Here is a 17,266-nt window from a genome sequence, read left to right on the forward strand (position 1 = left end):
TCTCTCCTCGGGCTCACTTCCCATTCTGACATGTCGCTTCGGGGGGCTCCAGATTGGACGCCATGACATTTTTTGATGTACGCATTCACCCTCATGCTGTTCTTTCCGGCTAGAGCGGAAGTGTTCAATGAGAAGGAGACGCCGATGGCCGTCGATACATCCCCCCGATCCACCACCTGGACCTATGTCGACGGCGAATGGCTTGCCGGCAACCCGCCGCTGATCGGCCCGACATCCCATGCGATGTGGCTCGGTTCGACGGTATTCGATGGCGCGCGCTGGTTCGATGGCATCGCGCCGGATCTGGATCTCCATTGCCGGCGCGTCAACCGATCCGCCGAAGCCTTGGGTCTAAGGCCGACGATGACCGCCCAGGCGATCGAGGCACTCGCCTGGGAAGGCGTGAAGAAGTTCGACGGGCAGACGGCCATCTACGTGAAGCCGATGTATTGGGGCGAGCACGGCTCCTGGAGCGTCGTTGCGGTGGACCCTGAATCCACACGCTTCGCGCTTTGCCTGTTCGAGGCGCCAATGGGCAACGGCCATGCCGGCTCGTCACTGACGCTGTCGCCTTTCCGGCGACCAACGGTCGAATGCATGCCGACGGACGCCAAGGCCGGCTGCCTTTATCCGAACAATGCCCGTATCCTCAATGAGGCTCGCTCGCGCGGTTTCGACAATGCTCTGGTGCGCGATATGCTCGGCAACATCGCCGAGACCGGCTCCTCCAATATCTTCATGGTGAGGGACGGCGTCGTCTTCACGCCGGCCGCCAACAAGACCTTTCTCGCCGGTATCACCCGCTCGCGCGTGATGGACCTTCTGCGCGAGGCAGGTCTCCAAGTGATCGAGACCGACTTGACCATGGCCGATTTCGAGGCGGCCGACGAGATCTTCACCTCGGGCAACTATTCCAAAGTGCTGCCCGTCACCCGTATCGAGCAGCGCGAGCTGCAGGCCGGCCCGGTGACGGGCAAGGCGCGAGATCTTTATATGGACTGGGCGCACACAACCGGACGCCGATAGTCTCGCTTGTTCTCTATCGTTACGGCTCGAAGGGACGCACGACGACGTCGGGCGACGAGCGCGTGTTCGGACCATGATAGACCGCTTCGACATTGTTCCCGTCCGGGTCAAGGAGAAAGGCGGCAAAGTAACCGGGATGATAGCTTCGCTCTCCGGGCGGACCGTTGTCCGTGCCGCCGTTCGCCAGACCCGTATCGTAAAACCGCTGCACCGCGTCTGGACCGGCCGCTTGGAAGGCCAGGTGGACGCGGGTTCGGTAGTCCTCCGCCGCGTCGACGAAGAATTCGTCGAATGCAAAGAACGCGTCAGTCTCGTAGGTGGGATGGTGGCCAAGCGCGCCGAGGACCGCCCGATAGAACCGCTTGCTCGCGGCGAGGTCCCCAACGCGAAGATGCACGTGATCGATGAGCCGTCCCTGGTGGAATTCCATGGCTTTCTCCCGTGGCACGCTCTGGCTTCATGGACCTTTCCGATGCCGTAATATAGGGCCGCGAGGCCGCGCGTCGAGCCTTCGCCTCGCGAAGGCGGAAGTCACGAAAGCAAAGAAAGTATTTTGCGTTGGTTAGCGAAATTTTGGCGTTGCATCGGTTGCCTCCCCGCAAGGGGGTGCCTATGTTCCGCTGACAGATTTCCCCGATGAAATCCATGCCAAGAGGAGATGCCACAATGGCTTTCGAATTGCCGAACCTTCCCTATGACTACGATGCGCTCGCACCCTATATGTCGCGCGAAACGCTCGAATACCATCACGACAAGCACCACCTCGCTTACGTGACGAACGGCAACAAGCTCGCCGAGGAAGCCGGTCTTTCCGATCTTTCGCTGGAAGATATCGTCAAGAAATCCTACGGCACCAACCAGCCGTTGTTCAACAATGCCGGCCAGCACTACAACCATGTCCACTTCTGGAAGTGGATGAAAAAGGGTGGCGGCGGCACCAGTCTTCCCGGCAAGCTTGACGCCGCGATCAAGTCGGACCTTGGCGGCTACGACAAGTTCCGCGCCGATTTTGTTGCTGCCGGTACGGGCCAGTTCGGCTCCGGCTGGGCCTGGCTTTCGGTAAAGAACGGCAAGCTGGAAATCTCCAAGACCCCGAACGGCGAAAATCCGCTGGTACACGGCGCAACCCCGATCCTGGGCGTCGATGTGTGGGAACATTCCTATTACATCGACTATCGCAACGCGCGCCCGAAATACCTCGAAGCCTTCGTCGACAATCTCATCAACTGGGATTACGTCCTCGAACTGTACGAAGCGGCTGCAAAGTAAGCACCGAGTCTTTGATTGCGAGTTGCTGGCGGGGGGAATGCTGTCGGTTGTGCCTTTTGCAAAGAGCCCCGAACCGACCCTCATCCGCCTGTCGGCATCTTCTCCCCGTTTTGGACGGGGAGAACGTGATTCGCGGCTCCTGCCTCGTTCACTCCACTGGGGGCGCGCGCAGCTTGTTCCTTCGCCCGCTTGCGAAGGTGCCGCAGACGGATGAGGCGTGAATTTCTACCCGTCTGCCGTCGCGAGCGGCCGCCCGACATCTGCCCGCCATCCGGCCACCCATAACTGCCTCAGCCTCTCGCCCTGGCCTTGGAAGTATATGTCGAGCGGCTCGCAATGCTCCACGCGGTCAGCGCGGAAGTTGCGGATATCCTGCCGCATTTCGCACCAGGCGACCATCATAGCATGTTCGGAATAGTAGATCAGCGCAAGCGGTAGCACCGTGCGCTCGCTGGCGCGTCCGAGCTCGTCGCGATAGTCCAGCGCCAGCTTCTGTTCGTCGCGAATAGCCCGACGAATCATTGCAAGGTCGATCGCGGGCGGGGGCGAGGCGATGGTGCCCCAGGCGTGCAGCGCCTGCGACTGGAAGGCCTTGCGCAGGGGTTCCGGAACGGCGCCGGTGATCTTCTGACTGACGCGTCGTGCCGCCGCTTTCAACTCCTCGTCGCCGGTGCGCGCCAGAAGCGCAAGCGCCAGCACGATTGCCTCCGTCTCCTCGATCGAGAACATCAGCGGCGGAAGGTCAAAGCCGGGCCTGAGTATATAGCCGATCCCACGCTCTCCCTCGATCGGAACGCGCATCGCCTGCAGGGCGGCGATGTCCCGGTAGATCGATCGTGGCGTGACCTCCAGCGCGTCGGCGATCTCCGCCGCCGTCACTGGTTTTCGGGCGAGCCGCAGCATCTGGATGATTTCGAAAAGACGTGACGCCTTGCGCATGGAAGCGGTCTCTATCTGCTCACTCCTGACACGACCTTGTCAGTTGGAGGGAGGTATATCACGCGCCAACGGATTGAAACCAAACAATCCGCCGCCGAGATAGCACCGAAACGGGACGAGCAACTGACATGACCTACGCGGAAAACCTCTGGCTTTTTTTCAGCCTTCTCTTCGGCATCATCATCGTTCCCGGCATGGATATGGTGTTTGTCCTCGCAAATGCGCTGACCGGCGGGCGCGCCTCCGGGCTTTCGGCAACGGTTGGCATCATGGCGGGAGGCGTGCTGCACACGCTCTATGCGGCCCTGGGTGTCAGCGTCATCCTGCATCTGGTGCCTCAGCTCTATAATCTGCTGCTTGTGGCCGGAGCGGCCTACATCGCCTGGATCGGGTTTTCGCTTCTACGCAGTTCCATCAAGATCAGCGGCGTAGCGGCCGGCGCTCGGTTGACGCGCTGGGCAAGCTTTCGGCAGGGAGCGCTGACGAGCCTGATGAATCCCAAGGCCTATCTCTTCATGCTTGCCGTCTACCCGCAGTTCCTGAAGCCGCAATTCGGCCCGGTCTGGTCCCAGGCAGCCGTCATGGCCCTGATGATCGCGCTGACGCAGCTCGCGGTCTATGGCGGTCTTGCGCTTGCGGCCGGACGTGGACGTGACTTCCTGGTCGGCAGCCCCGGTGCCACCGTTGCGATCGGTCGCTTCGCCGGTCTCCTGCTCCTCGTAATCGCGGTCTTTACGGTCTGGCATGGCTGGAGCGGGGAGGTTTGAGTCGCCGCCGTCAAGTATCAAAGGTGAGTATCTTATTCATGTATTTAAATATGGCGCAGAGAAATACGGTTCGGCGCTGCGAATTATGCTGCAACGACAAGCACATCAAGAAAATGTTACTTCCGTAGAGAAGCCAAAATGCCATCATGCCGGCGCTTCAACAGTACGCCGCAGAAGCGGTCAGACCGGAGATCATGATGAAGATACGAGCTCTTATGCTTGCCGCGGCCCTGGCGGGCCTGGGCGTGACCGCCGTCACGGCGGCCGACGAGCCGCAGGCGGTGCGCCAGCAATTGATGAAAAAAGTCGGGCAGGCCACAGGTGCGCTCAGCGGCATCGCCAAGGGTGAAAAGCCCTATGACGCCGAGATCGTAAAAGCTTCGCTGGCGACGATCAGCGAAACGGTGAAAGTCTTCCCGGATCACTTCCCGGCTGGTTCCGAGACAGGGATGGAAACCGAAGCGAGCCCGAAGATCTGGGAGAATATGGCGGACTTCAAGGCGAAGGCCGCCAAGCTCGGGGGGGACGCAGAAAAAATCCTTGCTGAATTGCCCGCGGATCAGGCCGGCGTCGGTGCTGCACTCGGCATCATCGGAAAAGACTGCAGCAGCTGTCACGAGAGCTATCGGATCAAGAAGGATTGATGATCAGGCAGTTGTGTAACTCCGTTTTGGAACCGCGCCGCCCAGCCGGCGCGGACCTCTTTGCAACGCAGGTCGAAAGGCCCTCCGGCCGCTGCCATTGGCATTCGTGAAATTTCAAGAGGAGCCTATGGGCCGACGTGCAAGGTATCTGCTTTCTGGTCTGGCTCTGCTGGCGATAGCGGGAGGCGGGCTTGCCTGGTGGTTGACCAAGCCGGATCGATCGGATGCGTCGCAGTGGGAAGGTCTCGGGGACCCCGATCTTTCCAATGGCGAACGGGTCTTCTGGGCCGGTGGTTGTGCCAGCTGCCATGCTGCGCCGGACACCACGGACAATGGCGCTTCGGACGATAGCGCGGCAGACGAAAAAAGGCTCCTGCTAGCCGGAGGCCGCAGCCTGAAGAGCCCCTTCGGCACGTTTTATCCGCCCAATATCTCGCCCGATGAAACGGCCGGCATCGGCACCTGGACGCTCGCGGAGTTCGGCGACGCCATGACGCGCGGCGTCGGAAGGGATGGCGGGCATCTCTATCCGTCCTTTCCCTACGGCTCCTACATCCGCATGACGGCGAAGGACGTCAATGATCTTTGGGGCTTCATGCAGACGCTGCCGAAGAGCGGCAATACGACGCCGCAGCACGATCTGGCGTTCCCCTACAATATTCGCCCGGCGATCGGCGTGTGGAAGTTCTTCTATCTTACCGACGAGCCGCGTGCCCGGATAAATACCGCCGACACCAAGCTCGCCCGCGGCCAGTACCTCGTGGAGGGGCCCGGCCATTGCGGCGAATGCCACACGCCACGCGATGCGCTTGGCGGCTTCGAGGAGGCGAGATGGCTCACCGGGGCGCCCAATCCCGAAGGTGAGGGACGGATCCCCGACATCACGCCGGCTTCGAAAAGCGTCGGCGGCTGGAGTGCGTCCGACATCGCCTCCTATCTCGAAACGGGTTTCACCCCCGATTTCGATACCGTTGGCGGCTCGATGGTCGAGGTGCAGAAGAATATGGCGAAGCTGCCGGCGTCCGACAGAGACGCTATCGCGGCATACCTCAAGGCGCTGCCGGCGCTCTAAACCGCAACGATCGCCTCGCTCACCCGAGTTTTTGCAGGTAACGCATGCCGGTTACCGGGCGCGGAACGAAGCGCTCGGATTCGTAGAAGCGGTGCGCCTGGAAGTTTCCCGTGGCGGCACTAACCGAAAGGTAGTCGCAGCCCGCCATTTTCGCCTGTTCGCGAGCTTTGGCCACGAGGTGGCGCCCGATACCGGTGCCGCGATGAACCGGGCGGACGAAGAGGTGGTGCAATTCCATGCCGCGCGCGCCTTCGGCCGCCCGGTATTGCGGGACGAGAATGGCATAGCCGATCAACGCGCCGCCGGCTTCGGCGACAAGCGCCGTGATCCAAGGCGTACGTGCGAAAAGGTCCCGCTCGAGTTGTTCGGGCGTGATCGTTGCGGCATCGCCGTGATGGGCGGCAAGCTCCGCGACCATCTCGCGCAATTCGGCGAGATCGCGCGGCTTGGCGCAACGGATCGTCACCATGGGCGCGCGCGCCGATGGAACGGGTTGAAGGCTAGGGGTGGCGGTCTGCAGCATTTTCGGGCTCCTCATGGTCCTCTATCGCCATCAGGTGCCGTGAAAAACAAAAGCCGCCCTGATGGCGGCCTTGTTGAATATGATCAGCAGGCCGCTCCTATCGGAACAGCCAAAAATAGACGCAGGAAATGGGCGCGTTCTTGATCATGGGCGTAGATTGTCCAAATCCCCGAATTTGTCAACGAGGATTTTCAATGCTCGTTTCCGCACAGCGAGTGGTCGGCGAGCGCCCGGATCACATAGCAGTCGCCGATCGTGTGATCGCCATGACAGGCGACGATGCGCTTGAGCTCATGCTCAAGCTTTCTAAGTTGGGCGATCTTTTCCCGGACAGAGGCAAGGTGCTCGGTCGCGATCCGGTCCGCTTCGCCGCAGGGGCGTTCCGGATGCTCGCTCAGTGCCAGAAGGTCCCGGATCGCCTCGATCGAAAGTCCGAGATCGCGTGCGTGGCGGACGAAGGCGAGTCGTTCGAGTGCGCGCTTTTCATAGCGCCGCTGATTGCCCTCCGTGCGCTCCGGCGCGGCGAGCAGACCCATCTGCTCGTAGTAGCGAATGGTCGGGATTTTTACGCCCGTCCGACGGGAAAGATCGCCGATCGTATACATGCGATACCCCATTGCTCTGCTTTGAAACGACGCACTCCGGATGAAAAGCCGGTTCACGCTTCTCGGGAAGCTCTCTAGTCTCTAGAGCTTTATATGGGCGACGTCTGTCGTCGATCAAGTCCTGGAAAGCGCCCGGTCTCGTCCGCGTCGTGGGGTGCACCTTCGGGCATAAGCCCGCCGCAATCGCCGTCTAGCGATTCGACCGTCGGAGTCGACAGGAATAACATTCAATATCAATAATTTAGCTATGTCTTGGCGCTTGAGCCGCACAGACGGAGGAACACATGCCTTTGCACATAACCCGCCGAGAAATGCTGGCCGCCTCGGCCATGCTCTATCCGGCGCTCGCCCTGGGAACGCCGGCACATGCGGCCACTGCGGCGGACGATGACGTTACGGAACGGCTTCGTCAGCTTGAAGAGCGTACCGGCGGACGTTTGGGCGTCGCTGTGCTCGATATGGAAACGAATATCTCGTTCGGATACCGGGAGACCGAGCGTTTCGCAATGTGTTCTACCTTCAAGGCGCTCGCGGCGGCTTGTGCGCTCGCCCGCGTGGATCGGGGGGAGGAAAAACTCGACCGGCGGATCACGTTCGGCAAGGAGGTCTTGCTGCCTCATTCGCCGGTAACCGAAAAGCACGTCGGCGGAAACGGCATGACCATCGCGGAACTTTGCGAAGCGGCGATCACCATCAGCGACAATGCCGCTGGCAACCTGCTGCTCGAAAGTTTCGGAGGTCCACAGGGGCTGACGTCGTGGCTACGCTCGATTGGCGACAATACCACGCGCCTCGACCGAACGGAGCCCGACCTGAACGAAGCCCGCAAGGGCGATCCGCGCGACACCACCACACCGGCCGCCATGCTGGACACGCTTGGAAAACTGGCTCTCGGCTCGGTCCTGTCCGAAAACGGGCGCGGACAGCTCGTCGACTGGTTGGTTGCCAACGAAACCGGTGACGCGCGCCTTCGCGCGGGGCTGCCCAAGGATTGGCGCATCGGCGACAAGACAGGGACCAGCTCCACCGGCGCAGTCTCCGACATAGCGCTCGCCTGGCCGCCCGGCCGCGGCCCACTCCTGGTTGCCGTCTATACCGGTGAAGCGAAAGCGCCGGTCAGCGACCTGAATCCGGTCTTTGCGGAAATAGGCAAGATCGCCGCCGAGATCGTTTGACCATGCTCTCGCGAACGGAGCGCGCTCTGGCGAGCGCGCCCGTCGATTCGAACCTGTGCGTCAGGGCAGCGTATAGGCGATGACGTAATCGCCCGGCTTGGTGCCGACCGAACCGTGCCCCCCTGCGACGATCAGGACATATTGCTTGTCGCCGACCGTATAGGTCATCGGCGTCGATTGGCCGCCGGCCGGCAGCCGTGCCTCCCAGAGCTGTTCGCCCGTGGTCAGGTCATAGGCCCGGAAATAGTTGTCCACCGCCGCACCCAGGAAAGCGAGACCCCCCTTTGTGATCATAGGTCCGCCGATACCCGGAACCCCAACCTTCAAGGGAAGCGGCAGCGGCGTCATGTCGTAAACCGTGCCGTTCTTGTGCTTGTAGGCGATCTTGCCGGTTCTGAGATCGGCACCCGCGACGTAACCCCATGGCGGGGCCTGGCATGGGATACCGAGCGGGCCGAGGAACGGGCCCATATAGACGCCGTAAGGCGCGCCTTCATTGCGGTTGAGGCCCTGTTCACTACCCTTCTCGCCTTCGCCTTTGGGCCCAATCTGGTCACGCGGCACGAGCCGCGAGGTGAAAGCGAGATAGGTCGGCATCCCGAACATCACCTGGCGCTCGGGATCGACGGCCACCGACCCCCAGTTGAAAGTCCCGAAATTGCCGGGATAGACGATCGTGCCCTCGAGCGACGGCGGCGTGTAGCGCCCTTCGGATTTCAGCGATCTGAACTCGATGCGGCATGCCATCTGATCGAACATGCTGATCCCCCACATGTCGCGTTCCATGAGCGGCGGAGGCATGAAGGTGAGGCCTGAAACGGGCTGGGTCGGCGCCGCGAAATCCTCAGGGATCGCGCCGCCGGGAGCGGGCACTTCCTCGATCGGGATTATCGGCTCGCCATTTCGCCTGTCGAGCACATAGATGTCGCCCTGCTTTGTCGGCCCGACGAGCGCCGGGACGGTCCCATCCTCCTTTGTGATGTCGAGCAGGGCAGGCTGCGCGGGCACGTCCATGTCCCACAGGTCGTGATGCACGGTCTGCCGTACCCAGCGAACCGCGCCGGTATTGATGTCCAGGGCGACGATGGAAGACGAGTATTTCTCAACATGCTCGCTGCGGCCCATGCCGAGCTGGTCGGGCACCTGGTTGCCCATGGGGATGTAGACAAGGCCGAGGCCCTCATCATAGCTGAAGACGGACCAGCTGTTGGGCGAATTGGTCGTGTAGGTCTGCCCCGCAGGAAGCGGCGTCGTCACATCCGGATTGCCGCTGTCCCAATTCCAGACAAGCGCGCCCGTGTTGATGTTGAAGGCACGTATGACGCCGGACTGCTCCATGGTCGAATAGTTGTCATTGACCGCCCCGCCGATGATGAGCTTGTCGCCGACGGCCACCGGCGGCGAGGTCGAATAATAGTAACCCGCAGGGTTGTGCTTCATGCCCTGTTCGAGATGCAGAACCCCGTTGTCGGCGAAGCCGGTGCAAATCTCACCATTCGTCGCGTCAAGTGCAATCAGGCGGGCGTCGGAGGTCGGCAGGTAGACCCGTTCGGCGCAGGGGCTGCCGGCTGCAGCTGCCGTATCGGCCCAATAGGTCACGCCCCGGCAGGTCTGGTGCTGCCGATCGGGGTTCATTCCGGAGTTGGAATCGTATTTCCACTTCTCCTTGCCGGTGGCGGCGTCAAGCGCGATTGCCCAATTGTGCGGCGTGCACACATAAAGCGTGTCCTTCACCTTGAGCGGCGTTACCTGATAGGTGGTTTCGCTGACGTCCTCCGGAAGTTTCACGTCTCCGGTCTGATACTGCCAGGCCACCTTCAGGTTCGAGACGTTCTCCGGCCGGATCTGGTCGAGCGGGGAGTAACGCTGGCCAAAGGGGGTGCGCCCATATTGGTGCCATTCGCCGGGCGGCACGTTGCCGCCGAGGTTGGCGTTTGCCGCGACCTCGCCGGGCAGATCACCTCTGATATCGTGGGGGTCCTGGGTCATCGAAAACAATGCGACGCCGATCGAAATGAGGCTGGCGAGCGCAAGGGGCCAGGCTCGTGCGCCATATTGTTCGCCGGTGGGGCTGACGAAACCGAGCGGTCGCCGGATCCATGGCGTGAGGAGCCACAGCCCGAGCAGAATGATTAAGCCGCCCCGAGGTCCGAGTTGCCACCAGTCGAAGCCCACCTCCCAAATTGCCCAGGCAAGCGATCCGAGGACAATAAGCGCATAGATCCAGAGCGCCCAGGCGCGGCGGCGAAAGAGCAGAAACGCGGTGAGCAGGAAGCCCAAACCAGCGATGAGATAATACGGGCTGCCGCCGAGCAGCAGGAGCCGCGTGCCACCCGCACCGAGCACAAGGCCGATCACGGCGAAGACGATAGCGGTCAGGACAATGAGCATCAATTGGAACTCCCGAGTTGAGAACGTGCGGTCAGCACGGCTGAGTCCGCGCGCAGGCCCGGCGGGGGCCCGACGAGAAAGCGCTTTGACCGGCGGATGTGATCCCGGCCAACGGGTGGTGCGGCAGCGCTGTCTCGAAATTAACGCAAAGCGCGTGCCTTTCAATGGCCACAATCAGGTCGAGATGAAAATCTTGCCGTAATGATCGATCGGTCGGAGGGTGCCGCAGGCGGATCAGCGGCAGTCCTCGCCGTTGCACGCCTGAGAAAATGGCCTCAATCACGTGCCGCAAAAGGTCTGCAGAACTTCTTCGCCCGGCTTGGGGGGAGCGGCATAGGCAGATCGGCCCGGCTGGTCCTCGTAAGGCCGGGAGGTCACGTCGACAAGCGCTTCGAAGAGGGAAAAATCCGCGTCTTCGGTCGCGGCATTGATCGCCTGTTCCACTCGGTGGTTACGTGGAATGAACGCGGGGTTGACGGCGCGCATCGAGGCAGCGCGCTCGATTTCCATCTGCGGTTCCCGCGTCAGCCGCCGACGCCAACGCTCGAGCCAGGGTGAGGTCGCCTCCGGTTCCTCGAACAGGCTTGCAAGCTCCATATCGGCTCCGACGTTCTCCGCGGATGCCGCAAGCCGACGAAAGGTCAGGGTAAAATCTGCTTTGCCCTTCTGCATGAGAGTCAGCAGCGACTGCACGAGGTCGAGATCCTCGTCTTCATCCGTGATAAGGCCGATCTTGCGCCGCATGCCGTCGAGCCAATGTTTCTGGAAGATTGTTCCGTATTCGCCAAGAGCGTCGTTGGCGAGATTCACTGCCGTATCCGCAACGGGATCGAACAACGTTACCATCGTTTCTGCGAGGCGGGCGAGATTCCACTGGCCGATTGCAGGCTGGTTCGCATAGGCGTATCGGCCGAACTGATCGATCGAGCTGAATACGGTTTTCGAATCGTAACCGTCCATGAAAGCACAGGGGCCGTAATCGATGGTCTCCCCGGAAATCGTCATGTTGTCGGTGTTCATGACCCCGTGGATAAAGCCGACATGCAGCCATCGCGCAATCAATGAGGCCTGGCGGGCGGCGATCGCCTTGAAGAGCGCAAGGTATGCTCTCTCATCGTCCTTCAGCTCCGGATAATGGCGGTCGATCGTATAGTCGGCGAGCATCCTGACCGAATCCATGTCGCCGCGCGCAGCGAACAACTGGAAAGTGCCGACACGGATATGACTTGCCGCGACCCGGGTGAAGATCGCGCCGGGTAGGATCTGTTCGCGGTAGACGGGTTGCCCCGTCACTGTTGCGGCCAGCGCGCGCGTCGTCGGCACGCCGAGCGCATGCATCGCCTCGCTGACGACATATTCGCGTAAGACTGGTCCGAGCGCCGCCCGTCCATCGCCGCGGCGGGAATAGGGCGTCTGGCCGGCCCCCTTGAGCTGGATGTCGCGCCGCCGTCCGCTGGTGTCGGTCACCTCTCCGAGCAGTATGGCACGTCCGTCGCCAAGCTGCGGCACGAAGGTGCCGAACTGGTGGCCCGCATAGGCCATGGCGAGCGGCTCCGCACCCTCGGGAATCAGATTGCCCGAAAAGATCGCCGCGCCATCGCACTCGATGGCCCGGACGTCCAGTCCGAGCTCTTCCGCGAGCGGGCGATTGAATTTGATCAGCCACGGTTCCGTCACCGGCGTGGGCTGAACGCGCCCGTAGAAGTTCGCCGGCAAGCGGGCATAGCTGTTTTCGAAGCGGAAGGGGGGCGTCTCGGAAGCTGGCTGCGTCGGAACGGAACTCATGACGATACAGCGGCACGGTGGGAGTCGGCGGCCGCCCTTTCGCGGCAAGTTTACACGAGCCCCGCCGTTTTCGCGAGGTTTCGGCCCCCTTGCCGGTGTCAGCCGTATCTTCGGGGGCCTTGCAGGTCAGGCGCTGAGCGCGGCATGTGGCAGGCAGGCTTCGCATATCGCCGTTATGTGCCGGTGGTCGGTACCGCAGCAACCGCCGAGGACCCGTAAATGCGGCAGATGACGGGTAAGCGACCGGTAACGCTCCGCGAGATCGCAAACGTCGCCCGCATCCAGTGTCTCGCTCTCATCGAGCTCGGCATGGCTTTTCGTCGAGGCGTTGGCGCGAATACCGCCGATCCGACGGACCCAGGCGCTCTGCCGATCAAGCATGTTCTCGAAATGGCTCGGATGGGCGCAGTTGATCATGTAATAGAGCGGATAGCCGTCGGTCTCCGCGTCCACCGTCTCGATCGCGTGCTCCAGCGGGCGACCGGTAATCAGCCGTCCGTCCGTCTCGACGGTGAAGGAGATGGCACATGGCATATCATGATTCCGGGCGGACCGGACGATGCCGATTGCCTCCTCGGTATTCGTCATGGTGACGGCCGTAATCATGTCTGCTTCACTGCCGGAAAGGGCGGCGATCTGGGCCGAGTGATAATCCTCCGCTTCGATGGCCGTCATCCGGCCTGCCCGATAACCGTCGCCACGGGGACCGATCACGCCATTGAGAACAACCGGGGCCTCTGGCCGCTCGTATTCGCTGCGTAACCCCGTGAGGAGATAAACGGCGTCCCGGTTGACTTTCTTCAGCGCCTCCGCATCGAAGCCGAGTTTTTCACCCCAATCGGCATTGGCGCGCCATGTGGCCGTATCGAGCACGAAGCCGGTGGCGTGACGCCTGGCGATTTCGAGATAGCGCGTGTAATAGCGCAGAAGCTGCCGTCTGCCCTCGGCCGATGAGAGCAGCACGAAAGACGCGAAATGCGGCAGATCAACTCCCTCGTGGAAGATCAGCGCCGTCTCCATGCCGCCGTCGCTCAAAAACATGCCGCCCCGCACGAGCGGCAGATCATGCCTGTATCTGGCCAAGTTCTCCTCCACGGTCAGCTCTCCTATATTGGAATTTTCACGCCTGCTAATGAAGCAGGCGCGGAGAATACGCATAGCTGTCGTGGTCGCGCTGTACCGTGAGGAACTTCCCGCTCGGGCATCGATCCTCGACTGCAATAGGGTGCGCCCGCCGCGGTTCAGGCGGACCCGTCCTCCATTGCGGCCGCCATTTCGGCGAGTTTACGAACCGTATTGAGGTTGCGCGCCGTACCTGGTCTCAGCGCGGGCACCTTCAGCTTTGATCGTCCGGATCCGTTCGGATAATGAATATAGACCTCCCGACCGTCGATCCGCACCTCTTCGCCGTCGGGCGCGACCAGCCTCTCGAAAGCATCGGCCGCAGGCGGTTCGGGCAGAAAGGTGATCAGCAGGAAGTTCGGCTTGGCATCGAAAAGCCGCCCTGCCTTTACGGCAGCATCCTCCAGTTGTCGCCGGCTGCGGAGCAGGACGTCCGGGGCCTTGCCCATCCTGGCCGCAAGTGCCTGTTCGAGCTTCGCTTGCACGGCGGCCTCAGGCAGGTCCGAGCGAAAGACGACATTGCCGCTTTGCATATAGGTCCTGGCGGCGGCGAAGCCGAGTTCGTCGCATGCCGCCATGAGGTCGGCCATGGCCAGCTTGCCGGTGCCGCCCACAATGACGGCCCTGAGCAGTGCTACATAGACCGGCACCGGGCCAGCCTCCTACATCCTGCCGGCGACCTTGATGGCGAAGGCGTATTCGAAGGCGATCTCTTCCAGGCGCTGGAAGCGCCCGGAGGCGCCGCCATGGCCCGCATCCATATTGGTCTTGAGGAGTATCGGTTCGCTGCCCGTCGTCTTCTCACGCAATTTCGCCACCCATTTCGCCGGCTCCCAATAGGTGACGCGCGGATCGGTGAGGCCGCCGAGCGCCAGCATAGCCGGGTAGGATTTTGTGTCGACATTGTCATAGGGCGAGTAGGCGGCAATGATGCCGTAAAACTCCCGGCTTTCGATCGGATTGCCCCATTCGGGCCATTCCGGCGGCGTCAGCGGCAAACTATCGTCCAGCATGGTGTTGAGCACGTCGACGAAGGGAACGGCGGCGATGATGCCGCGGAATTTCTCCGGCGCCATGTTGGCAATGGCGCCCATCAGCATGCCCCCAGCCGAGCCTCCCTCGGCGACGATGTTCGCGTAGGAGGTGAACCTCTCCTGATTCAAATAGTCGGCAGCGGCGATGAAGTCATTGAACGTGTTGGTTTTCTTCGCCATCTTGCCATCTTCGTACCAATGAAAGCCCTTGTCCTTTCCGCCTCGGATATGGGCGATGGCATAGATGAAGCCGCGGTCGACGAGCGACAGGCAATTGGTGTTGAAGCTCGCCGGAATGGTGATGCCGTAGGCACCGTAACCGTAGAGCAGGCAAGGGGCGGATCCGTCGAGCGGCGTATCCTTGCGATAGAGCAGGGTGACCGGCACTTGCTCGCCATCGGGTGCCGGAGCGAACACGCGGCGGGTCACATAGTCGTCCGGCTCGTGCCCGGAGGGGACCTCCTGCGTCTTGAGCAAGGTACGCTCGCGCGTCTGCATGTTGTAGTCGAAAAGCTGTGAAGGCGTCGTCATCGAGGAATAGGAGAATCGGATGACGTCGGTATCGTATTCTGCCGCACCGGACAGTCCCAGAGAATAGGCCTCCTCGGCGAAGGTGATCGCGTGCTCCTCGCCGGTCCGGCGGTCGCGGATGACGATTTCCGGCAGGCCGTTACGCCGCTGCAGCCAGACAAGATGGCGGGCATAGGCCATGTGGCTGAGGATCAGCGTTCCCGGCTTGTGCGCTACGACCTCGCGCCAGTTTTCTTTCTGCGGCGCTGCCACCGGCGCCTCCATGATCTTGAAATCCTTGGCGCCGTCGGCATTGGTCAGAACGTAGAAGACGTCGCCGCCCTCGGTCATGGAATATTCAAGACCCGTCACGCGCTCCGCCACGATCTTCGGCTCTGCGGCCAAGTCAGTGGTCGGGATCAGCCTATACTCGCTCGTCTCGTGGTCATGGATGTCGATATAGATGAAATCATCCAGGAGCGAGCCGCCAACGGACATGAAGAATCCGGCATCGGGCTCTTCGTAAACCAGCCGGTCTTCCGACTGCGGCGTTCCGACAATGTGGTGAAATATCTTCGATGGCCGGTGGTTCTCGTCGAGCACGGTGTAGAAGAAGCTCGTGCCGTCAGGTGCCCAGGCACCGCCGCCACCCGTGTTTTCGATCCGATCGCCGAGTTCCTCGCCGGTTGAAAGGTCGCGCACCCTGAGCGTGAAATATTCCGAGCCCTTGTCGTCGTAGCCCCAGATCCCGCGGGAATGATCGCTCGAATGGTCGAGCCCGGCGATACGGAAATAGGCCTTGCCCTCGGCCTCCTTGTCACCGTCGAGGAGCAATTGGCGGATCGACTCGTCGCCAGGTGCTCCTTCGCGCGGGATCCGGAAGTAGCGCGGGTGCTCGCCGCCGGTGACGTAAGACGTGCCGTAGGCGAAGGCGCCGTCCTTCATCGGAACCGATGAATCGTCTTCCTTTATTCGCCCGCGCATCTCGGCGAACAAGGTCTTCTGCAAGTCCTTCGTGTCGGCCATCGCGGCGTTCATATAGGTGTTCTCCGCCTCCAGATGCTGGCGGATCGCCGGGTCCAGGATCGACGGATCTCTGAACATGGCCTGCCAGTTGTCGGCCCGCAGCCACGCGTAATCGTCAGTGCGGGTCACGCCGTGGCGAGTATCGGCAACCGGTTTCTTCGGGGCGGCAGGTGCGGCGGGCAGGTTCTTGAATACGGACAAGGCATGTCTCCGGAATGGGCTGCCGCGAATTTCCGAGTATCCGACCCGATATTGGAACTTGCGGCATTCAGGGTGCTAAAAATTTGCGCGCATTCGATGAGATGCACGACGCCATAAAAGGGAAACAAGGAGATAGAGGGGGTCGTGCGCGCGATCAAGCGTAAACAGGGATCACCACCTCCCCTGTAGCGACTGCACTGCGTGGTCGATGAAAGAGCGCACCTTCGGTGTTTCGGCCTGACGATCGAGGAAACAGGCGTAGAAATCGAGCGGTTCGTGATCCACGCGCGTGCCATCTTCGGCGGCGGCTTCTCCGAAAAGCGGCACGAGCAGGCCTTGCTCGAAAAACTGGTTGGCGATGAACGTGCCGAGCCGGGTAATGCCCGCGCCGGCGATTGCCATCTGGGCCAAAGTGTCGATGTCATTGCTGACGATCGTCGGGCGCAATTCGGGCTCGAAGCGAAGGCCATCACGAACGAAGGCCCAGCGGAAAAGCCGGCCGTGGCCGGCGAAGCGATAGATCAGGCAGTCGTGGTGCCGCAGATCCTCCGGGGTCTCGGGCCGGCCGCGCCGGGCGATGTAGGACGGCGCCGCGCATATCACCAGCGGAACCGAGCCGAGCTTTCGCGTAATGAGCCCCGGCTCGAGCTGCTGGGCAAAGCGAACGCTGATATCGATTCCTTCGCCTATGTGGTCGATGCTGCGGTCTGTCACCACCAGTTCGATCGAGACATCCGGATATCGTGCTGCAAAGGATGGCACCAGGGGCGCAATGACATGGCGGCCGAAAGCCACGGAAGAGGCGATCTTCAGTCGACCGCGGGGTTCCTCGTTGAGAACCGACACGGCGGCCGCCGCCTGCTCGAGCTCGCTTATCACTTCGCGCACGCGGTCGTAATAAAGCCGTCCGGCTTCGGTCAGCCCCGATTGTCGGGTGGTGCGGACGAGAAGGCGAATTCCGAGCGCGCGCTCGAGCCGGGCGATGTTCTGGCTTGCAGCAGCCGGCGTGATCCCGAGCCTGCGGGCGGCTGCAGCGATGCTGCCTTCCTCCACGCTCCGCACGAAGCTTTCTATGCCCCGCAGGCTATCCATTAGCAATTCCATCGAATGGCGAGCGACATTCGATAGTTTTGCTTAGTTCTGAACGAGCATGCAAGGGGCTACCGGAACATCTCCC

Annotated in this window: 16 protein-coding genes; 6 read left to right on the top strand and 10 right to left on the bottom strand. The window is 61.7% G+C overall.

The annotated features are described in order from the left end of the window. Positions 1-144: 144 nt before the first annotated feature. Positions 145-1,026, top strand: a complete 882-nt coding sequence (locus tag FB009_RS04410) for a branched-chain amino acid aminotransferase (protein WP_011974787.1) — start codon at positions 145-147, stop codon at positions 1,024-1,026. Positions 1,027-1,045: 19 nt separating this feature from the next. Here FB009_RS04410 and FB009_RS04415 read toward each other — a convergent pair whose 3' ends face one another. Beyond that, positions 1,046-1,456, bottom strand: a complete 411-nt coding sequence (locus FB009_RS04415; protein ID WP_011974788.1) for a VOC family protein — start codon at positions 1,454-1,456, stop codon at positions 1,046-1,048. Positions 1,457-1,692: 236 nt separating this feature from the next. Between FB009_RS04415 and FB009_RS04420 the strand changes: the two genes are divergently transcribed. Next, complete coding sequence (locus tag FB009_RS04420) at positions 1,693-2,295, top strand: superoxide dismutase (protein ID WP_011974789.1); 603 nt, start codon at positions 1,693-1,695, stop codon at positions 2,293-2,295. Positions 2,296-2,520: 225 nt separating this feature from the next. Here FB009_RS04420 and FB009_RS04425 read toward each other — a convergent pair whose 3' ends face one another. Beyond that, complete coding sequence (locus tag FB009_RS04425; RefSeq protein ID WP_011974790.1) at positions 2,521-3,234, bottom strand: helix-turn-helix transcriptional regulator; 714 nt, start codon at positions 3,232-3,234, stop codon at positions 2,521-2,523. A gap of 128 nt (positions 3,235-3,362) precedes the next feature. On the opposite strand from FB009_RS04425, the gene FB009_RS04430 reads away from it, so the two are divergent. The 3 genes from FB009_RS04430 to FB009_RS04440 all read left to right on the top strand — a co-directional run bounded on the left by FB009_RS04430 (position 3,363) and on the right by FB009_RS04440 (position 5,717). Further along, positions 3,363-4,001 carry a LysE family translocator gene (locus tag FB009_RS04430; RefSeq protein ID WP_011974791.1) on the top strand — a complete coding sequence of 213 codons (639 nt, stop codon included), beginning with the start codon at positions 3,363-3,365 and terminating at the stop codon, positions 3,999-4,001. Between the two features lie 197 nt (positions 4,002-4,198). Next, entirely contained in the window at positions 4,199-4,645 is a 447-nt protein-coding gene (locus FB009_RS04435) for a c-type cytochrome (protein ID WP_011974792.1), read from the top strand. A 127-nt stretch (positions 4,646-4,772) separates the two neighbouring features. Next, the gene (locus FB009_RS04440) at positions 4,773-5,717 is read left to right on the top strand and encodes a c-type cytochrome (protein WP_011974793.1); all 945 of its coding nucleotides are present in this window, start codon (positions 4,773-4,775) and stop codon (positions 5,715-5,717) included. 19 nt (positions 5,718-5,736) lie between these two features. Here the strand turns inward: FB009_RS04440 and FB009_RS04445 are convergent, their stop codons facing one another. Further along, complete coding sequence (locus FB009_RS04445) at positions 5,737-6,240, bottom strand: GNAT family N-acetyltransferase (protein ID WP_011974794.1); 504 nt, start codon at positions 6,238-6,240, stop codon at positions 5,737-5,739. A gap of 191 nt (positions 6,241-6,431) precedes the next feature. Then, positions 6,432-6,845: a MerR family transcriptional regulator gene (locus tag FB009_RS04450; RefSeq protein WP_011974795.1), complete on the bottom strand. Its 414-nt coding sequence runs from the start codon at positions 6,843-6,845 to the stop codon at positions 6,432-6,434. A gap of 284 nt (positions 6,846-7,129) precedes the next feature. Here FB009_RS04450 and bla point away from each other — a divergent pair, with 284 nt between their 5' ends. Then, positions 7,130-8,020 carry a class A beta-lactamase gene (gene bla, locus FB009_RS04455; RefSeq protein ID WP_011974796.1) on the top strand — a complete coding sequence of 297 codons (891 nt, stop codon included), beginning with the start codon at positions 7,130-7,132 and terminating at the stop codon, positions 8,018-8,020. Between the two features lie 60 nt (positions 8,021-8,080). Here the strand turns inward: bla and FB009_RS04460 are convergent, their stop codons facing one another. The 6 genes from FB009_RS04460 to FB009_RS04485 form a co-directional block, all read right to left on the bottom strand. Further along, positions 8,081-10,411 (bottom strand): glucose/quinate/shikimate family membrane-bound PQQ-dependent dehydrogenase, encoded by a 2,331-nt coding sequence (locus FB009_RS04460; RefSeq protein WP_011974797.1) that lies wholly within the window; start codon positions 10,409-10,411, stop codon positions 8,081-8,083. A gap of 279 nt (positions 10,412-10,690) precedes the next feature. Further along, positions 10,691-12,196: a protein adenylyltransferase SelO gene (locus FB009_RS04465; protein ID WP_050564314.1), complete on the bottom strand. Its 1,506-nt coding sequence runs from the start codon at positions 12,194-12,196 to the stop codon at positions 10,691-10,693. A gap of 126 nt (positions 12,197-12,322) precedes the next feature. Beyond that, on the bottom strand, positions 12,323-13,279 hold the full coding sequence (locus tag FB009_RS04470; RefSeq protein WP_026183508.1) for a homocysteine S-methyltransferase family protein: 957 nt from the start codon (positions 13,277-13,279) through the stop codon (positions 12,323-12,325). A gap of 158 nt (positions 13,280-13,437) precedes the next feature. After that, positions 13,438-13,968: a DUF1697 domain-containing protein gene (locus tag FB009_RS04475; protein WP_145161465.1), complete on the bottom strand. Its 531-nt coding sequence runs from the start codon at positions 13,966-13,968 to the stop codon at positions 13,438-13,440. A 12-nt stretch (positions 13,969-13,980) separates the two neighbouring features. Next, positions 13,981-16,089, bottom strand: a complete 2,109-nt coding sequence (locus tag FB009_RS04480; RefSeq protein ID WP_011974801.1) for a S9 family peptidase — start codon at positions 16,087-16,089, stop codon at positions 13,981-13,983. Positions 16,090-16,260: 171 nt separating this feature from the next. Then, entirely contained in the window at positions 16,261-17,181 is a 921-nt protein-coding gene (locus FB009_RS04485) for a LysR family transcriptional regulator (protein ID WP_018208788.1), read from the bottom strand. Between the last annotated feature and the right edge of the window lie 85 nt (positions 17,182-17,266).

This window comes from Sinorhizobium medicae, assembly GCF_007827695.1.
GTDB lineage: Bacteria > Pseudomonadota > Alphaproteobacteria > Rhizobiales > Rhizobiaceae > Sinorhizobium > Sinorhizobium medicae.